Source organism: Candidatus Binataceae bacterium (assembly GCA_035500095.1).
In the GTDB taxonomy this organism is placed as follows: Bacteria; Desulfobacterota; Binatia; order Binatales; family Binataceae; genus JAKAVN01.
In genome coordinates, this window is record DATJXN010000053.1 from 1 (window position 1) to 18,117 (window position 18,117).

General features: G+C 65.0%; 15 protein-coding genes. 10 read left to right on the forward strand and 5 right to left on the reverse strand.

Annotation, left to right across the window (positions count from 1 at the left end; translation table 11 throughout):
* Positions 1-896: DUF3445 domain-containing protein (locus VMI09_05940; protein HTQ24218.1), on the reverse strand; the 896-nt coding region annotated here is incomplete at its 3' end.
* 191 nt (positions 897-1,087) lie between these two features.
* Between VMI09_05940 and VMI09_05945 the strand changes: the two genes are divergently transcribed.
* The 6 genes from VMI09_05945 to VMI09_05970 all read left to right on the forward strand — a co-directional run bounded on the left by VMI09_05945 (position 1,088) and on the right by VMI09_05970 (position 9,914).
* A complete protein-coding gene (locus tag VMI09_05945; GenBank protein ID HTQ24219.1) occupies positions 1,088-3,124 on the forward strand; it encodes a molybdopterin-dependent oxidoreductase in 2,037 nt (678 codons plus the stop codon).
* A 50-nt stretch (positions 3,125-3,174) separates the two neighbouring features.
* The gene (locus tag VMI09_05950; protein HTQ24220.1) at positions 3,175-5,214 is read left to right on the forward strand and encodes a hydantoinase/oxoprolinase family protein; all 2,040 of its coding nucleotides are present in this window, start codon (positions 3,175-3,177) and stop codon (positions 5,212-5,214) included.
* Between the two features lie 10 nt (positions 5,215-5,224).
* Positions 5,225-7,033: a hydantoinase B/oxoprolinase family protein gene (locus tag VMI09_05955; GenBank protein HTQ24221.1), complete on the forward strand. Its 1,809-nt coding sequence runs from the start codon at positions 5,225-5,227 to the stop codon at positions 7,031-7,033.
* A gap of 35 nt (positions 7,034-7,068) precedes the next feature.
* Positions 7,069-7,752: an isoprenylcysteine carboxylmethyltransferase family protein gene (locus VMI09_05960; GenBank protein ID HTQ24222.1), complete on the forward strand. Its 684-nt coding sequence runs from the start codon at positions 7,069-7,071 to the stop codon at positions 7,750-7,752.
* Positions 7,753-7,779: 27 nt separating this feature from the next.
* Positions 7,780-8,808: an LLM class flavin-dependent oxidoreductase gene (locus tag VMI09_05965; GenBank protein ID HTQ24223.1), complete on the forward strand. Its 1,029-nt coding sequence runs from the start codon at positions 7,780-7,782 to the stop codon at positions 8,806-8,808.
* Positions 8,809-8,936: 128 nt separating this feature from the next.
* The gene (locus VMI09_05970; GenBank protein ID HTQ24224.1) at positions 8,937-9,914 is read left to right on the forward strand and encodes an amidohydrolase family protein; all 978 of its coding nucleotides are present in this window, start codon (positions 8,937-8,939) and stop codon (positions 9,912-9,914) included.
* Positions 9,915-10,023: 109 nt separating this feature from the next.
* Here VMI09_05970 and VMI09_05975 read toward each other — a convergent pair whose 3' ends face one another.
* Positions 10,024-11,250: an LLM class flavin-dependent oxidoreductase gene (locus tag VMI09_05975; protein HTQ24225.1), complete on the reverse strand. Its 1,227-nt coding sequence runs from the start codon at positions 11,248-11,250 to the stop codon at positions 10,024-10,026.
* Between the two features lie 131 nt (positions 11,251-11,381).
* Complete coding sequence (locus VMI09_05980) at positions 11,382-12,113, reverse strand: SDR family NAD(P)-dependent oxidoreductase (protein ID HTQ24226.1); 732 nt, start codon at positions 12,111-12,113, stop codon at positions 11,382-11,384.
* A 185-nt stretch (positions 12,114-12,298) separates the two neighbouring features.
* On the opposite strand from VMI09_05980, the gene VMI09_05985 reads away from it, so the two are divergent.
* Genes VMI09_05985 through VMI09_05995 form a run of 3 tightly spaced genes read left to right on the forward strand, consistent with a single transcriptional unit; the run spans position 12,299 to position 14,989 of the window.
* Entirely contained in the window at positions 12,299-13,570 is a 1,272-nt protein-coding gene (locus VMI09_05985; GenBank protein ID HTQ24227.1) for an acyl-CoA dehydrogenase family protein, read from the forward strand.
* Positions 13,571-13,594: 24 nt separating this feature from the next.
* A complete protein-coding gene (locus VMI09_05990; GenBank protein ID HTQ24228.1) occupies positions 13,595-14,596 on the forward strand; it encodes a phosphotransferase family protein in 1,002 nt (333 codons plus the stop codon).
* 36 nt (positions 14,597-14,632) lie between these two features.
* Entirely contained in the window at positions 14,633-14,989 is a 357-nt protein-coding gene (locus VMI09_05995) for a DUF6285 domain-containing protein (GenBank protein HTQ24229.1), read from the forward strand.
* A 31-nt stretch (positions 14,990-15,020) separates the two neighbouring features.
* On the opposite strand, the gene VMI09_06000 is transcribed toward VMI09_05995, so the two are convergent.
* Together VMI09_06000 and VMI09_06005 are read right to left on the reverse strand one after the other, a co-directional pair.
* Positions 15,021-15,881, reverse strand: coding sequence for an isocitrate lyase/phosphoenolpyruvate mutase family protein (locus tag VMI09_06000; protein ID HTQ24230.1), 861 nt, complete (start codon positions 15,879-15,881; stop codon positions 15,021-15,023).
* 76 nt (positions 15,882-15,957) lie between these two features.
* Positions 15,958-16,731, reverse strand: a complete 774-nt coding sequence (locus tag VMI09_06005) for a hypothetical protein (GenBank protein HTQ24231.1) — start codon at positions 16,729-16,731, stop codon at positions 15,958-15,960.
* A 165-nt stretch (positions 16,732-16,896) separates the two neighbouring features.
* On the opposite strand from VMI09_06005, the gene VMI09_06010 reads away from it, so the two are divergent.
* A complete protein-coding gene (locus VMI09_06010; protein ID HTQ24232.1) occupies positions 16,897-18,099 on the forward strand; it encodes an LLM class flavin-dependent oxidoreductase in 1,203 nt (400 codons plus the stop codon).
* The last annotated feature ends 18 nt before the right edge of the window (positions 18,100-18,117 follow it).

Genomic DNA, 18,117 nt, shown 5'->3' on the forward strand with positions numbered 1-18,117 from the left:
TTGTCGAGCGCCTGAGCGAGGCCGCGCGCTACCGACGGCAGGCTTTCGAGCACCGAGAGCGGCCGGATGTAGGTGCGGATCGTGAAGAGGACGTCGCCCGAGCGGGGCAGCCGCCGCAAAGTCTGCCGCTCCGATCTGATCCACAGCTTGCGCCCGGCGTTCTCGGCGGTGATCTCGGCGTTGTGTCCCTGTGCGAAGCGGCGCTGCTTGAGATAAAGGTCCGGTGCGTCCACGATACTCCAGTTCGAGCGCCACGAAGGCTTGTAGGCCTTGAGCCCCACCATGTAGCGGTCCGAAGGCGCAGCCAGCTTTTCGTCGTAGCCGGGGACCGCTCCATGGATCGCGGCCATCGGCAGGCCGAACTTTTCCGTAAGCTCCCAGCGCAGTGGAAAGCATACCGATCCGGCGCTCAGCAGATAGGTGCCCTTGCCGTCGGGGCTCATCAGGCAAAGGTCTTCCTGGATAAGCCGCGCGGCGAGGTCGAGCGGCGCGGCGCTGAAGTCCCCGACCCGCCAGCTTTCGCCATTGATGAGATTGTCGATACGGGTGTCAGGATCAATTACGTTCCCCGCGCGCACCAAAGCGCCGTGGGTGATGCGAAAGAAGTCCGGATAGCACGCCGCCAGATGGTCGAGCAGCGTCTCCAGCACTTCGGCCTGGCCGGGTAAGCTTTCCGGGAGCGCGCAGAACACCTTGTCGTACTCTTCGCGCAGGCGGCGCGCCTTTTCGCGCATCTCGGCGACGTAGTGCTCGTCGATGTCGAGCCAGGTCTCTTCGGCCATCGGAACCAGGCCGAGCGCGAAACTGTAGTTGCCCTCGGCGAAGGGGTAGCGCATGTACTTGCCGAGCATCCCGGCGCTCTCGGCCGGCTGGTCTTTTATCGCCTGATTAATCATCGAAGCGAATACAACCTTATTAGCTCTTCGCCGGATGGTCGAGTCCTCCCGCGCTGCCCAGGATCTTCTCTCGCGGCCCGGTGGTGCTCCGGCAAGCGGCGGCCGCACGCAAATCCTTCGCCTGCACATTCCCCGCATCTGTGATAATTGGGATTGTTCCGGACCCGCTCAGATTGAGAGGAGCTTTCACGATGAGCGAGCTTGAGGAAATTGTCCGCACTGCCTGCCCGCGCGACTGTTATGACACCTGCGGGGTCGCGGTTCACAAGCGCAACGGAGCGATCGAGTCGGTGCGCGGCGACCCGGCGCATTTCGTCAGCCAGGGCCAGCTCTGCGTCAAATGTTCGATCGGTTACAACAATGAATGGCTGGATCCGCACGCGCGCCTGACCCGGCCGCTCCGCCGCGTCGGGCGCAAGGGCGAGGGACGTTTCGAGCCGGTATCGTGGGACGCGGCGATCGCGGCGATCGCCGACCGGCTGAAGAAAATCTCCGCGAGTGCCGGGCCGCAAGCGATCCTCAATACGCACTACAGCGGCACCATCTCGCTAATCGGATATCTTTTCCCCACGCGCTTCTTCAACCGGCTCGGCGCGACCGAGGTCAGTCCCGACACGATTTGCAACATGGCGGGCCACGTCGCCTTGCACTACGTGTACGGCACATCGGTGAGCGGCTTCGATCCGCGCACCGGCGACGCCGCCGCGTGCATCCTCGTATGGGGCGCCAATCCTTCAGCCTCGGGTCCGCACGTGCAGGAGCACTGGCTCGAGAAGCTGCCGGGCAAGGTCGTGGTGATCGATCCGGTGCGCACGCCGACGGCCGCGGCCGCCGACGTCCATTTGCAGCCCTTCCCGGGCAGTGACGCGGCGCTCGCGTTTGCGATGCTCCACGTGATCGCGCGCGAGCGGCTCGTCGATCGCGACTTCGTCGCGCGCTACACGGTCGGCTGGGACGAGCTCGAACCGATGCTCGCGCCGTGCACTCCCGCATGGGGCGAGGCCCAGACCGGCGTGCCCGCGCGTCTAATCGAGGAAGTCGCGCGCCTCTATGGCCGGGGGCCCTCGCTGCTCTGGATGGGTCAGGCGCTCCAGCGTCAGCCGCACGGCGGCAACGTGATGCGCACGTGCTCGATTCTTCCGGCGGTCACGGGAAATCTCGGCAAGCCCGGCGCCGGCTTCGTCTATCTGAACTTCGACATGGCGCAGCGCGGAATCGACGGCGATTATCTGACCGCGCCGCATCTCGCAAAGAGCGCCGTCCCGCCGGTAAGCCAGATGGACCTGGCCGAGCGTCTCGAGGATCCGGCGCGGGCGCAGGCGCTTATCTGCTGGAACATCAATATCGCCGCGTCCAATCCACAGCAGGAGCGGCTGCGCATGGCGCTCGCGCGCGAAGACCTGATGACCGTCGTGCTCGACCTGTTCCCGACCGACACCACCGACTTTGCCGACTTCGTGCTGCCCGCGGCGAGCTTCCTTGAATTCGACGACCTGGTGGCGAGCTACTTTCATCTGACGCTCTCGGCGCAGGTCAAGGCGGCGCAGCCGATGGGCGAGGCGCTGCCCAATTCGGAAATCTTTCGCCGGCTCGCGCGCGCGATGGATTTCACCGAGCCCGAGCTGGACGAGAGCGACGCGGAGATTATCGCGACGCTGCTCAAGCGCGCGAATATCGAGGGCGACTTCCGCTCGTTCGCCGCCCGCGCGCCAATGCATCTTCCCGCCGAGCCGGTAATCCAGTTTCGCGATCTCAAATTCCCCACGCCCAGCGGAAAGATCGAGATTGTTTCGGAAAGCGCCGCCGCCGATGGCCATCCGCGCCTCCCGCAGCCACTCGTCGATCCGCGGCCGGCCGCGGGGCGTCTGCGGCTGCTCTCGCCGTCCTCGCAATGGGCGCTCAACGACAGTTTTTCCAACGTGGCCAAAATCGCGGCTCATACTGGCCTCGCGACGATCGCGATCCATCCCGCCGACGCCGCCGGGCGCGGGCTCAAGGAGGGCGACCAGGCGCTGGTCGCGAATGAGGCCGGCCGCCTCGTGATGCGCGTCACGCTGACCGAGACCGTTCCGCGCGGGGTCGCGCTTTCGCACAAGGGCCGGTGGCCCAAACGGGAGGCCGGGCACCGAAACGTCAACGTGCTCAACCCGGGACGCAAGGCGGACATGGGCGAGAGCACCAGCGTACACGGCGTCGAGGTAACCGTCGCTCCGCTGGCTCCGGCCTGAGCGGCGTTTGCTTTGAAATCGTCTGCGCCGCCAGCTAGCATCGGCGAGCGATGTCCTGGCGAATAGGCATAGACGTTGGCGGGACCTTCACCGATCTCTTCGCCGTTAACGAAGAGACCAGCGAAACTCGCACGGCCAAGGTTCTCGGCACCAAGCATCGGCTGGTCGAAAGCGTGCTCGGCGCCCTCAGGCAGACCGGGATCAAGCCGGCTCTGGTCGCGGAAATAGTGCACGGCAGCACCACCGCGACCAACGCGCTCATCGAGCGCACGTTTCCGCCCGCGGCGATGATCACCACCGAGGGCTTTCGCGACACGATCGAGATTGGGCGCCAGCGCCGCGAGCGCCTTTACGATCCGTACCAGGTGAAGGAGCGGCCGCTTATACCGCGGCGCATGCGCTTTACGCTAAACGAGCGGATGTCGGCACAGGGCGAGATCGTGCGGCCGTTCGACGAAAAAGTGGCGCGCGAGGTGATCGCCGAGGCGCTGGGGCAGGGCGCCGAGACCATCGCCGTCTGCTTCATCAACGCCTACGTCGACGGCCGCCACGAACGGCGCGTGCGCGAACTGATTCACGAAGCCGCGCCGAACGTGCGCGTCGCGATTTCCAGCGAGACCCGTCCGCAGTTCCGCGAGCTTGGCCGCTTCATGACCACCGTCGTGCGGGCGGTGCTGCTGCCGGTGATGGCTGGTTACCTGCAGGACCTCGAACAGGAACTCACGCGCTGGGGCTTCAAGGGCTCGCTGCTGATAATCAAGTCCAACGGCGGCGTGATGGGCGTCGCCTCCGCGATCGAACGGCCCGAAGAGCTCATCGAATCGGGGCCGGCCGGCGGCGTGGCCTACGCGAGCGCGCTTTCGCGCTCGATGCGCGAGGCCGCGCAGGTCATCCACACCGACATGGGCGGCACTTCGTTCGATGTCGCAGTGGTCGAGGACGGCGAAGGCCTGGTCACCAACTCGTACGAGCTGCGCTGGGAGATGCCGATCATCACGCCGATGCTCGACATCAGGAGCATCGGCGCCGGCGGCGGCTCGATCGCCTGGATCGACGAGGGCGGCTCGCTGCGCGTCGGACCGCGCAGCGCCGGTTCCGACCCCGGCCCGGCCTGCTACGGCAAAGGCGCCAAGGACGCGACCGTCACCGACGCCAATCTGCTGCTTGGGCGGCTCGAGCCGACGCTCGGCGGCAAGATGGTTCTCGACCGCGACGCGGCGCATCGCGCGGTAGCCGAGATCGGCCGGCGCGTCGGGCTCGAGCCGATCGCGGCCGCCGAGGGTATCGTGTCGATCTGCACCGAGAACATGGCGCAGGCGATTCGCCTCGCGCTGGCCGAGCGCGGCCGCGACCCGCGGGACTTCGCCCTTGCGAGCTCCGGCGGCGCGGGTGCGATGCACGCGTGCTGGATCGCCCGCTCGCTCGGAATCCCCACCGTGATCGTTCCCGCGTACGCCGGCGTCGCCTCGGCCTACGGCGCGACGCGGATGGATTTGCGCTACGACCTCGAGCGGTTTTTCTACTCGCCGCTCGCGGAGACCAGCCCCGAGGATCTCGAGCGGCGCTATCGCGCGCTCGAGGAGGAAGGCCGAGCGTTGCTCTCGCGCGAGGGGATCGCGCTCGCCGCGGTGCGGCTCAAGCGCACGGCGCAGATGCGCTACGTCGGCCAGAGCTACGAGGTCCTGACGCCGATCCCGGATCGCGTCGGCGCGACGCTGGACGAGGTGCGGGCCAATTTTCACAAGTCGCATCTGCGCGAATACGGCGTCGCCTCGGAGGAGTTCGAGCCGGCCTTCGTGAGCCTTGGCGTGACCGCCCTTGGCGTGGTCGCGGGGCATGGAAGCCGCGATTCGCAGGCTGTTCCCGCAAGCGCCCGGAAAGGCGATACTGCAAACGTGATCAAGGGCGAGCGCGACGTGATCTTCGACGGCAAGGCGATCCGGACCGCGCTTTACGACGCCGCGGCGCTGCGTCCAGGCCGCAGGATCGAGGGGCCCGCGATTGTCGAGCACGAGCATTCGTGCACCGCGCTCGCGCCGGCAAGTTCGGCGATGGTTGATGCTGAGGGCAATCTGTCCATAACCGTGTAAGGGAGTGCCGATGAACACTTCGAGCGAAAATGGCAAGCGGCTTGACCCGGTAACTTTCGAAGTCCTGCGCAGCTCCTTCGAATACGTCTGCGGCAGGATGAGCACGGTGCTGCAGAAGGCCGCCTTCTCGCCGATCATCTACGACATGGTCGACTTCTCCAACGCCATCTACAACGAGAAGCTCGAGCTGCTCGGCCAGACCGCGAACTGCCCGGTCCATATCGCGGCGATGCACTTTTCGGCGCAGGCCTCGGTCAAGCACTTCGGCTTCGAGAGCCTGCGCCGGGGCGACATCTTCGTGCTCAACGACCCTTACGACGGCGGCACGCATCTGAACGACATGACGTTTACGATGCCGGTCTTCTTCGAGGGCGACATCCTGGGCTTCGCGGTTTCGCGCGGCCACTGGACCGACGTCGGCGGCGGTGCGGCCGGCGGCCAGGCCTTCGGCACGCATATCGCCGGCGAGGGCCTGCGGCTGCCGCCCCTTCGGATGTACGAGAATTACCGCGTCAACGACGACCTCTTGCGGATCATCGTCGCCAATACGCGCACTCCGCAGTACATCAAGGGCGACCTGCAGGCCCATCTGGCGGCGCTGCGCGTGGCCGAGGCTGAACTGCAGCGCATCGCGCGGCGCTACGGGATCGAAACCGTGCGCCAGGGGATGCGGGAAGTGCTCGACTATACCGAGCGCCTCACGCGCAACGCGATTCGCGAGATTCCCAACGGCACCTATCACGCGGTTGACTACGCCGACACCGACGGCATCTCCGACGAGCCGGTGCGCGTCGAGGTCACGCTCAAGGTCGAGGACGACCGCATCGTGGTGGATTTCGAGGGCAGCGATCGTCCGGTGGCCGGCGGAATCAATTCGCCGATGGCCAATACCTATTCGGCGGTTTACTACTCGCTCAAGTTTTTCCTGTCCTCCGACGCGCCGGCCAACGCGGGCAGCTTCCGTCCGATCGAAATTCGGCTGCCCGGGGATTGTTGGCTCAACGCCAAATGGCCGTCGCCGACGATCGGCTGCACCACGCTGACCTCGTCGAAGATCACGGCGGCTATCTGGAAAGCGCTTTCCGACGCGATTCCCGAGCGCGCCGTCGCGCCCACCTTCGCCGAATGCAACTGGTTCGTCTGCTCGGTGAAAGATCCGAACAGTGGCGAGAACTTCGTCTTCTCCGACCTGCCGGCGGGGGGATGGGGCGGCACGCCGCACCACGACGGCATGAGCGTCACCCAGGATCCGCTGGGCAACTGCGCCAATTTGTCGGCCGAGGTCGCCGAACTGCTCTTCCCGATTCGCTACGAGGCCTTCGACCTGCGCGCCGACTCCGCCGGCGCCGGCCGTAATCGCGGCGGGCTCGGTTCGCGCATGGCGATCACGATGCTCGGCGCCGCGGAGGTGTCGATCGAAACCTCGCGCACGCGCACGGGCACTCCCGGCGTGGCCGGCGGCGGTGACAGCGTGGCGCAGCGCGTTTCGCGCGTCGCCACGGACGGTAAGCTCGACGTCTTCGGCGGCATCGCCCCCGACGGCATGTGGCACAATCCGCTGCGCGGCAAACGCCTCGAGCCCGGCGATCGGTTCGAAGTCCTTACCACTGGCGGCGGCGGATGGGGTGATCCGATGACGCGCGAGCCGGCGCGAGTGCTGGAAGACTTTCTCGACGGCTACGTGACGCCGGCGCAGGCGCGCGCGACCTACGGCGTGGTCATCGATCCAAAGTCGAAGGCGATCGACGCCGAGGCGACCCGGCGCACGCGTGCGGACCATCAAAAGGCCCAGGCGGTGGCTGCCGGCGGCGGCCGCTAGACGGGGTCGTTGATTCCCGCAGGACGCAGCGCGGCATGCCTGCGAGGAGCGCGTTTTACTCAACCCGGCCGTTCCTGATCGCTCAGTCGCTCGGCTTCTGCGCGCTGATCGGGCTTACGCTGTTCGGATGCGCCGGCAGGCTGGATATCCGGTTCTTCTGGGCGTATCTAATCGTGTGCGCCGCGCTTTTCACTGCGGCGGCGCTGACGATTGAGCCGGACCTCTTCCAGGAGCGCATCAGGCCCGGCGGCCAGCCGCTCCAACTTCGTTATTACGCATTGCTGCTGCCGCCGTTTGCGCACTGGTGTATCGCCGGACTCGACGTCGGCCGTTTCCACTGGTCCGATACGGTGGCGCCCTTTCTCCGGGTGATTGGCCTCGCGATCTTCGCGTTCGCGCTCGCGCTGATCACCTGGGCGATGAGCACCAACCGGTTTTTCTCCTCGATCATCCGGCTGCAGAAGGATCGCGGCCATCAGCTGGTGACCGGCGGCCCCTATCGATGGGTCAGGCATCCGGGGTACATCGCAGGACTGCTTTTCTGTCTGTCGAGCGCAGTGGCGCTGGGTTCGTGGCTTGCGATGATTCCGGCCGCGCTGTGCGTGCCCATGCTGCTCAATCGCACCGTGGCCGAGGATCGGTTTCTGAAGGACAATCTAAAGGGATATTCGGCTTACGCGGAGAGAGTGCGCTACCGTTGGGTTCCCGGAATCTGGTAGTAGCGGACTTGTTCGCAGGAGGCATTCATGAAGATCGGATATATGCCCGACACGCATAGCGGCGTCTACGACCAGCCGGTTCCGTCGCGCGAGACGGTCGCCGCCTTCGCCGACCAGCTGCTGGAGGAGGGCGAACAGGCCGAGCGCAGCGGCTTCGACGGCGTCTTTTTTCCGGAGCGCCACGCCCGCACCGAGTGCGTGTTTCCACCGCCGCTGATCATCATGGCGGCGCTGGCCGCGCGCACGCGCAAGGTCGATTTGGGCACGATGGTCCTGCAGCCGCCGCTGTACAACCCGATGCATCTTGCCGAAGACGTCGCCATGGTCGATAACCTGTCGCGCGGGCGGGTCAGACTGGGGATCGGGATGGGCTATCATCCGGATTACTTCAATCTGTTCGGCGAGCCGCACAAGCAGCGCTTCTCGCGTTTCGAGGAATCGATCGAAATTCTCCGCGGCGCGTGGTCGAGCACGGGAAAATATTCGTTTCACGGCAAGCGCTATCATTTCGACGACGTCCTGCTCTCGCCCAAGCCCTACCAGCCGGGCGGACCGCCGCTCTGGATCGGCGCCGCCTATCCCGAAGCGATCAAGCGCGCCGGGCGGCTTGGAGACGCGTGGGCGATTTTGCCCTTCTGGGATTCATACGAGACGCTGCGCGCCCAGGCCGATCTCTACCGCGAGGAGGCGGCGAAGAGCGGCCGGCGCGCGATGGTCGTCCTGATGCGCGACGGATGGGTCGCGCGGACGCAGGAAGAGGCCGAGCGCACCTTCGGCGAGCTGTGGGTCCAGGACATGCTCTACTACTACCGCTACGGTCTGCTGACGCCGAATCCCGAGTTTCGCAGCGAAGCGGATTTCACCGTGGCGAAGTTGCGCAAGTTCCTGGTGCTGGGCGATCCGGCGACCTGCGTCGAACGCGCGCGCTACTGGTGCGACGCGCTCGGCGCCGACTATCTGATCATCCGCAGCCGCGTGCCGCTCGGCCCGCGCCGCGCCGAGACGATGCAATGTCTGCAGCTTTTCGGCGAAGAAGTGCTGCCGCATCTGCGCTAGCCACGGCTCTTTTTATTCCCTGCCCGTTCTCTTTGTGTTGAATCATCGGGAAATCAGGGCTACGAAATCAGAACTAAGGCTATAGGTAGCTGAAAACTCTGCTGCGCTTTGCTGAGGGAGGATCGGCTGTGAGGATAATCACGCTCGAAGATCATTTTGCTACGCCGATGTTCCAGCAGAAGTTTCCGAGCGGGAACGTGCCCGGATACAATTTTCTGGCCGATCGCAGTGGCTATCTCGGATACGACATCGCGGCCGAGCTCTCGAACCTCGGCGAGACGCGGATTGCGGCGATGGATGCGGCGGGAATCGACATGCAGGTCGTGTCGCTGACGATGCCCGGATGCGAATACTTCGACGGCGACACCGCGATCGCGATGGCGACCGACGCCAACGACCGGTTGTCCGAAGCGGTCCGCAAGCATCCGGATCGCCTCGCCGGATTTGCTTCGATACCCACCGCGATCCCCGCCGCTGCCGCCAGAGAGCTGGAGCGCGCGGTTACCAGGCTCGGCTTCAAGGGCGCGATGGTCAACGGTCACGTCCACGGCGAGTATCTCGACAATCGCAAGTACTGGGCAATCTTCGAATGCGCGCAGGCGTTGAACGTGCCGATTTACCTGCATCCGACGATTCCGCATCCGGACGTGTTCAAGACCTATTTCAAGGGTTTCGAAGAGCTCGCGACGCCGGCCTGGGGCTTTGCGATGGAAACGTGCACGCATTTCCTGAGACTGGTATTCGCCGGGCTGTTCGACGCGTGTCCGAATCTAAAAATGATCCTCGGTCATCTAGGCGAAGGCCTGCCGTTCTGGATTCATCGTCTGAACGACCATACTCAATTCGCCGCGAGGCGCCGCGGCTTGAAGCGGACGCCGGCCGAATATCTGACGCAGAACCTGATGGTCACGACGAGCGGCAACTTTTTCGCGCCCGCGTTTTTGTGCACGCTGATGGCGCTTGGCGCGGATAACATCATGTTCTCGGTTGACTGGCCCTATGAGTCGAATCGCACCGCGACCGATTGGCTGAGTCATCTGCAAATCAGCGAGCAGGACAAGGAAAAGATCTGTCATCTTAACGCCGAGCGCGTGCTGCACTTGTAGGCTTACACGCTGCGACGCGCGGGAACCGGAGTACGCGCGAACCAGCTTGTCGGATTCTTCACTCCCTCCCCCAGTCCCGGGGGAGGGATTGAGAGGGAGCGTTGACGCTCTACTTGTAACGCGGGAGCAGTTCCTTGCCGAAGATCTCGACCTGTCTCCGCGCCTCCGCGAGCGGCAGCAATCCCTGGTCGCCCTGCCAGACGAACCATTCCGGATGCGCGTTCTCGACCAGCTCGTCCATCCTGCGCCGCACGTCAGCGACGGTGCCCAGATAGGCAAAGTCCGCTCGTTCCATCCGCGCGATCGTCGCCTCTTCCGGCGGCAGCATCTTCTTGCCGTACTTAGCGTCGTCCCCGGCCTCGCGCCAGGCTTCGAAGAAGCCGAAATGGTAGAAGAATTCGCGGAACGCGGTGCCGATCACTCCATCCTCGGCCAATTTCTCCGCCTGCGCGTGATTCTCCGCGAGATACACGGCGCGCAGCACGCCGACGCTCTCTCCGAGCTTCAACTGGCGGCCGGCCTTGCGCCCATCTTCCTGGTACGCCTCGACCAGCTTGCGCAAAAGCGGCGGCTGCGAAATCAGGATGGTCGGCGTGATTCCCTCGCGCGCGCACCAGCGCACGGTCTCCTCGCTGATCGAGAAGGCCTGGAAGAGCGGCGGATGCGGCCGCTGATACGGCTTCGGCACCACGTTGATCTTCTGGATGCGCCCCTCCTCATCGACCTCGCCGGGAAAGCCGTACTCGCGCGTCCATTTGTGCGGCGGCCACTGAATCCCTTCCTGCGGGGAGGGATATTCGTAGTACTTGCCCTTGAAGCGGAACGGTTCGTCGCCCCACGCGAGCTTCAGGAAGCGGAAGACCTCCTCGAAGGCCTCGCGATTGACGCGGTCGGTTTCGCTCTTGTCGCTGGTGGTCGCGGTGACGTGGATCTTCTGCGCCATCTGGTTGAGCCAGCGGGCCTGGTAGCCGCGCGCGAAGCCGACGAAGGTCCGGCCCTTGGTCAACTGGTCCAGCCACGCGATTTCGAGCGCGAGCCGAAGCGGATTCCATCCCGGCAGCACGTAGCCGATCGGGCCGACCTTGATCCGCTTGGTGTTGTGGATCACGTGCTGGGTCAGCACCGGCAGGCTGCCCATCTCGAGGCCTTCGCTGTGCAGATGATGCTCGGGAAAGCAGACCGCGTCGAAACCAACTTCCTCCGCCAACTGCGCGATCTCGACCACTTCTTCGATCATGCGCTGCCAGCGCTCGGTGCGGCTCGCGATCGGGCGCAGCGAGCGCCGCTCTTCGAGCGTTCCCGGAATGCTGGGGAGAAAAAAGTACATGAATTTCATCGCGGGTTACCTCCAACGGGCACGGTCACGGCTGGCCGCATCTTATGTCCATTTCATCCGGAAAAGCCACTAAAAAAACGTGTTGACTCGCTTGCTGCGGCGCCCTCGGACCAGGTCTGCTGCCGCCGCGTTCACCAGCTAATCGGCTTGCGGTCGCGGAAGAAGCCGCCGGTCGGCCCGCGGTCGGGCAGGGTGGCCGCCCATACGATACCGGCGGCGCCCTCGGCGACCGGCCGCCCGCCCGCTCCGCCCATCTCGGTCGCGACCCATCCCGGACACACTGCATTGACCAGGATTCCACTATCGCGGAGTTCGTCGGCGACGATTATCGTCAGCGCGTTGAGCGCCGCCTTGCTCGTCGAGTACGCCGGCGTACCGGCGCCCATCGAGGAGATCGCGCCGGCCCCGCTCGACACGTTGACGATTCGCCCATACCGGTTTCGCCGCATCAGCGGCACGCAGGCGCGAATCATCCGCCATGCGCCAAGCAGGTTGGTCTCGAACGCGTCGCGCACGACGCCTTCGACGTCGGCGGCGACGGCGGTTTGCCAGGTGTCGTAGTGGATGGCGGCGTTGTTGATCAGGACGTCGAGCGCGCCGAAGCGCCGATCGATCTCTTTGACGGCATCCTCGACGCCCGCCAGATCCGTCACGTCCAGACGCGCGGCGATCACGCGTTCCGGAACGCCGTCGCCGATCGCGCGCGCCGCGGCCTCGCCCTTGGCGAGGTCCCGCGAACCGAGAATCACGGTGTGGCCGAGCGCGGCAAGCTGGCGGACGACCTCGAATCCGATCCCGCGGTTGCCGCCGCTGACCAGGGAGACGCGATGTTTGTGTTTGCCGGGGTCGGGTTCGCGAGCCATTTGATCTGCAGATGAACTATGCGCCGCGGCGGCGGCATTTATTCGAGCGGCTGGTTTGCGTGATCTTTACCTTAAACTAAGCGATGATCGAGCCTGAACCAAGCGAGGATCGGATGTCCCGCCAGCCGGATCTGGCTGGCCGCGATCGGACGAGCCCGGGGAATACAGCCGAAGGAGCACCGCCCTTGGATTTCAAAATACCGGCAGAAATCGCCGCATACCTCGACGAGCTCGACGAATTTATCGAGCGCGAGATCAAACCGCTCGAGCGCGAAAACGACAACATCCGCTTCTTCGACCATCGCCGCGAATGGGCGCGCACCGACTTCGAGCGCGGCGGCCTGCCGCGCCATGAATGGGAGGCGCTGCTGGGCGAGATGCGCCGGCGCGCCGATCGCGCGGGGCATTACCGCTTCGCGCTGCCCAGGGAGTACGGCGGCAAGGACGGCTCGAACCTGGCGATGGCGATTATCCGCGAGCACCTGGCGGCCAAGGGGCTCGGGCTGCACAACGATCTTCAGAACGAAAGCTCGATCGTCGGCAACCTGCCGACGGTCCTGATGTTCCGCGATTTCGGCACCAGGGAGCAGAAGGACACGTTCATTCCCGGAATCCTCGACGGCTCGCTAAGCGTCGCGTTCGGGTTGACCGAGCCGAATCACGGCTCCGATGCGACCTGGATGGAGACGCGCGCGGTGCGCGACGGCGACGGCTGGCGCATCAACGGCGCGAAGATCTGGAACACGGGGCTGCACGTCGCGACCCACGACTTCGTATTCGCGCGGACCAGCGGACGCGACGGCGGCGCGAAGGGCATCACCTGCTTCATCGTGCCGGTCAAGAGCGAAGGCTTCAAAATTGAAGAATATCTCTGGACCTTCAACATGCCGACCGACCATCCGCGCATCTCGCTCACCGACGTCTATGTTCCGAGCGACGCGACGCTCGGCGACCCGGAAAACGGGCTCGAGGTCGCGCAGCATTTCGTGCACGAGAACCGCATCCGGCAGGCGGCGTCGTCGTTGGGCGCGGCGCAATATTGCATCAACGAAAGCGTCAAGTACGCCAAGGAGCGTAAGCCTTTCGGCAAGCCGCTCGCGACCAACCAGGCGATCCAGTGGCCGCTCGTCGAGCATCAGACCGAGGCCGCGATGCTGCGCGCACTGATCTATAAGACCGCGTGGGAGATGGATCAGATGTCGAAGCCCGACGTCGCGGAGAAGCTGTCGGACAAGGTGGCGATGTGCAACTATCGCGCGAACCGGCTGGTCTGCGAGGCGGCCGATCGCGCTATGCAGGTGCACGGCGGTATCGGCTATTCGCGCCACAAGCCGTTCGAGCACATCTACCGCCATCATCGCCGCTACCGGATTACCGAAGGCGCGGAGGAGATCCAGATGCGGCGCGTTGCGCAGGTGATGTTCGGTTTCGGCAGCCGCGGCAAGGCGAGCGAATAGGGCATCGGCCGCGCGGACGTATCGATGAGCGACGACGTGTTTTTGAACCGGCTCGAAACGGCACTCGCACGCCACACCGGCAAGCCGGCGAAGGTGTACGATCTTCAGCGGCTGACCGGCGGCGCAAATCGGACGACGATGGCGTTCGACGCGGGCGGGGCCAAGCAGAGCGAGCCGCGCCGCCCGTGCATCCTTCAGCTGGGCACGCAGAATTTCGATCGCGTCACCGGCATCGTGCCGCAGATAACGCCCGCCGAGCAGGCGCGGGTGATGATCGCGGCGGCGCGCGCCGGCGCTCCGGCGCCGCGGGTCATCGCGATCCTGGAGGCGGCCGACGGCCTCGGCGAGGGCTACATCACGGAACGCGTCGCGGGCGAAACCCTGGGGCCGCGAATCGTGCGCGACGAGCGGTTCGCGGCGGCGCGGGGCGTGATGGCTGGGCAGTGCGGCGAGATTCTCGCCGCGATCCATCGCATCGACCCGGCCGACGCGCCGTTCCTGATGCGCCAGGACCCTGCCGAACACGTCGCGGCGCATCGCCGGATCGTCGACAGCTACAACTTCAAACTGCCCGCGCTCGAACTGGCGCTTAGATGGGCCGCGGAGAACGCGCCGCGCGATCGGCGGCTCGCCGTTCTGCACGGCGATTTCCGCACCGGCAACCTGATCGTCGGCGAAGACGGCATCCGCTGCGTGTTGGACTGGGAACTCGGGCAGATCGGCGATCCGATGCAGGACCTCGGATGGCTCTGCATCAGGACCTGGCGCTTCGGCGGCGCCGGACCGGTCGGCGGGTTCGGCTCGCGCGCCGACCTCTTCGCCGCGTATGAGAAAGCGAGCGGCTATCCGGTCGATCCCGCGCATGTCAGGTTCTGGGAGGCGTTCGGCAACATCAAATGGGCGGTGGATTGCCTGATGCTGGGGACGCGCGGAATCGAGGAAGTGGGTATCGAACGCTCGGCGATCGGCCGCCGAATCGAAGAGCCGCTGTGGGATTTCTTCGAACTGATCGAGAGTCGCGAATAGTCAATCTCTGTTGTCAAAATCCGAGAGGGTAACGCGATGCCGCAGAGCATGCCGAGCGCTCCAGTTCTCCTGACCGCGGCGGTGAAATATCTCGAAGAGGAATTGCTGCCGACGTTGACCGGGTACCATCGCTTTCAGACCCGCGTGACGGCGAACGTGCTGAATATCGTGCGGCGAGAGCTGGAATTGCGCGGCGCTCAGGCGGCGGCAGAGCGCGCGCGGCTGGGCGCGCTGGTCGGCCACGACGGCGAGGTCGAACGGCTTAGCGCGGAGCTATGCGATTTGATTCGCCGCGGCGCGATCGATTTGAACGCCCCGGATTTGCGCGCCCATATACGCCAGGCGCTGGCCGACGCGCTTGCGATAAACAATCCGAAGTGGCCGGGCCGCTAAACCCCGTCTGGAATCGGGCCTCGCCGTCTTTCTACTTCTCCACGGTCTCGCGCTCGACCCCGAGCATCACGTCGAGGCCGATGGTCCGATGGAGCTCGTTTTGCGCGTGGCCGAGCCCCTGCGGCGCAAGGAGGCCGGCGGAATCGCCGTTCGCGATCGCCTGATAGCACTGTTTCATCGTCTGATGAAACAGCAGGACCGGGGTCATCGCGTCGACCAGCAACCGGAAGCCGAGCGCCTCGAGGTCGGCCTTGGTCAGCCCCATTTTTCGCAACTGCCCGTCGCTGGTCAGCGTCATCAGCGGCGGCGCGAGGCGTTCGCCGAGATGGCGGAAGTGCTCGGCCTTTTGCGCCATCACCAGAAGCACGTCGGCGCCCGCGGCGCGGTAGGCCTCGGCGCGGCCGAGCGCGTCGTCCATCGTGCTCGAGCGGAGCGCGTTGGTGCGCCCGATGATCACGAAGTCGGGGCCGCGGCGCGCTTTGACGGCCTCGCGGATTTTCGCGCACATCAGGCCCGGGTCGATCATGTGCTCGATGCCGATATGATGGTGCGCGCGCTTGGGCATCAGCTGATCTTCGATCTCGATTCCCGCAAAGCCCGCCGCCTCGACCATGTTGATCGTGCGGTGCAGATGCATCGGATCGCCCCATCCGCACGCGCCGTCAAGGATGAGCGGCAGCCGGGAGACGGTGCGGATGTCGATCCCGATCCGCACCATTTCGGTCAGCGTCAGGTTGGCCTCGGTGACGCACTGGATATAGCCGAAACCGCCGCCGCCCAGGTAAAGCGCGCGGAAGCCCGCGGCCTCGGCGAGCTTTGCGCAGAGTGGATTGAAGACGACCGGCGCCTCGACGAGCGAAGGGCCGCTTACCATTTCACGCAGGCTTGCCATGGCGTTTCCCTGACGGCTCCGATTTCGCGCGCCACTCCGTGCGGCGGATGAATCGCGAAGTCAGCGCACGTTGAAGTCAGCGCACGTTGAAGCGCACGCCGCAGATCAGCACCTGGTCCTCGCTGACCTTGCGTTTGCGCGCCGCGGCCGCCGCCATTAGTCGCGCGCGGTCCCGAACCACGATATCGACGCCGCCGAGACCGTCGCCGCGGCCGTCGGTCGCTTCGACGAACCGCACGCTGGCGTTTTCAAGCGGCATCTCGAGGCGTCCCAGCGCATCCTTGCGCAGCGGAAGTTCCGCGATGCTGCTCCAGCGCTCGGCCAGCGCGCGCGGATCGGCCGACTGCATCTCGACCGCATCGTAGTACTTGACCACGTCGGTATGCATCCGGCTGACCCATTCGCCGCCGCCCGCGGGGGTCCAATGGCCCTCCGGCTCGCCCTTCGCGTCCCAGTCGATTTCGAAAAATGCCCCGCCGGTGTCGGCCGGATGGAGTTGCATGCCGTGAAACGATTTGCCCTCGTGCTCCCACGCGATGCGCACGTTGAGCGCGCCGGCGCGCGCCTTGCGCGCAAGCTGGGTCTCGTGCGAGTCGCACTGGCAGATCACCATGTAGCCGCCGTCGCCGCCCCGGCGCTTCAGGTAGCGTCCTGCGGCGGTGTTCCCCTTGATCGGTGCGACGACTTCAAGGAAGTTGCCGCCGATCGGCATCAGCGAATTCTCCAGTCCGAAGACCGCGACCGCGGGGTCCACAAAGCAGACGTCGATCGCGAAGATGGCCTTGAAGTCCTCGGTCACGGGCGCGAGTTTTTCCGCCACCAGGCAGATCTGGCGAAGCCGTATCGACATGAAATCCTCCGTCGCCGCGGCGCCCGGGAGTGTGGCGGCGTGGCGCTCAGCGAGACGATACAACCAGTTGCGGTCGCGAGGCCAGCCCGGCTTTTCGGCGGCGGGCGTTTTGGGATAGAGTCGCACCAGCGAGGGCGGGGACCCTATCTCTTACGAGGTGACTAAATGGAAGTCGGAGTATTCTACCTGCCGAGCATCGGCAACAAGGCCGAGATGAGCGCCGGGATGGCGGGCCGGCGTACGGATCTTTACCAGCGGATGCTGACCAATCTCGTCGAGCAGGCGAAGTATCTCGACGACCACGGCTATTACGGCGTCGCGACGACGGAGCATCATTTTCACGTCGAGGGCGAGGAAGTCTCCACCAATCCGATCATGATCGACCTGTTCCTGGGCTTGCAGACCAAGCGAATCCGGGTGGGACAGCTGGGACTGGTGTTGCCGTGCCATCATCCGATCCGCATCGCCGAAGACACCGCGATGCTGGATCAGATGACCAAGGGGCGGGCCTTCGTCGGCTTCGCGCGCGGTTATCAGCCGCGATGGGTCAATACGCTCGGCCAGCACTATCCCGGCCTGACCGAGAGCTACACCAATCCCGAGGAGTACGAGAAGCGCAAGAAGGAGCTCTACGAGGAGCACTTCGAGATCATCATGAAGGCGTGGACCAAGCCGACCTTCAGCCATCATGGCAAGGACTGGCAGATTCCGCCGCCCAACGTTTTCTGGCCCGCGCACGAAGTCACCCGCAGGTACGGCCGCGGCGTGGACGAAAAGGGTTTCATCAAGGAGATCGGCACGGTGCCGGAGCCCTATCAGAAGCCGCATCCGCCGCTCTTTCAGCCGTTCAGCTTCTCGGAGTCTTCGGTCAAGTGGGCGGCGAAGAACAACGTCGTCCCGATCACGATCGTATGCGACACCGACATATGCACCGGGCAGTTCAAGGCCTGTCAGGACGGTGCCGCCGCGGTCGGCAAGAAGCTCAACTTCGGACAGGGAATCGGGCTTGCGCGCGAGATGGTGGTCGCCGACACCGACGAGGAGGCCTACGCGCTCGCGCGCGAGGGCGGATGCTTCATCTGGACCACGTTCTTCGAACCGTTCGGCTTCAACGCCGCGCTGGGGCGTCCGGGAGAAAACTACAAGGACATTCCGAATACGTTCGAATCGATGGTCGACCGCGGACTGACTATCTGCGGCAGCCCGGACACCGTGTCGCGCAAGCTCGAAGCGCTGTTCAAGGTCCTGCCCGCGGAATACTTCTGGGCCTTCATGTACAACGAACTGATTCCGCAGAAGGCGATGATGCGGTCGTTCGAGCTCCTGACGACAAAGGTCTTTCCCCGCTTCACCGACAAGATTCGCTGATCGGCAAGATTCGCTGAG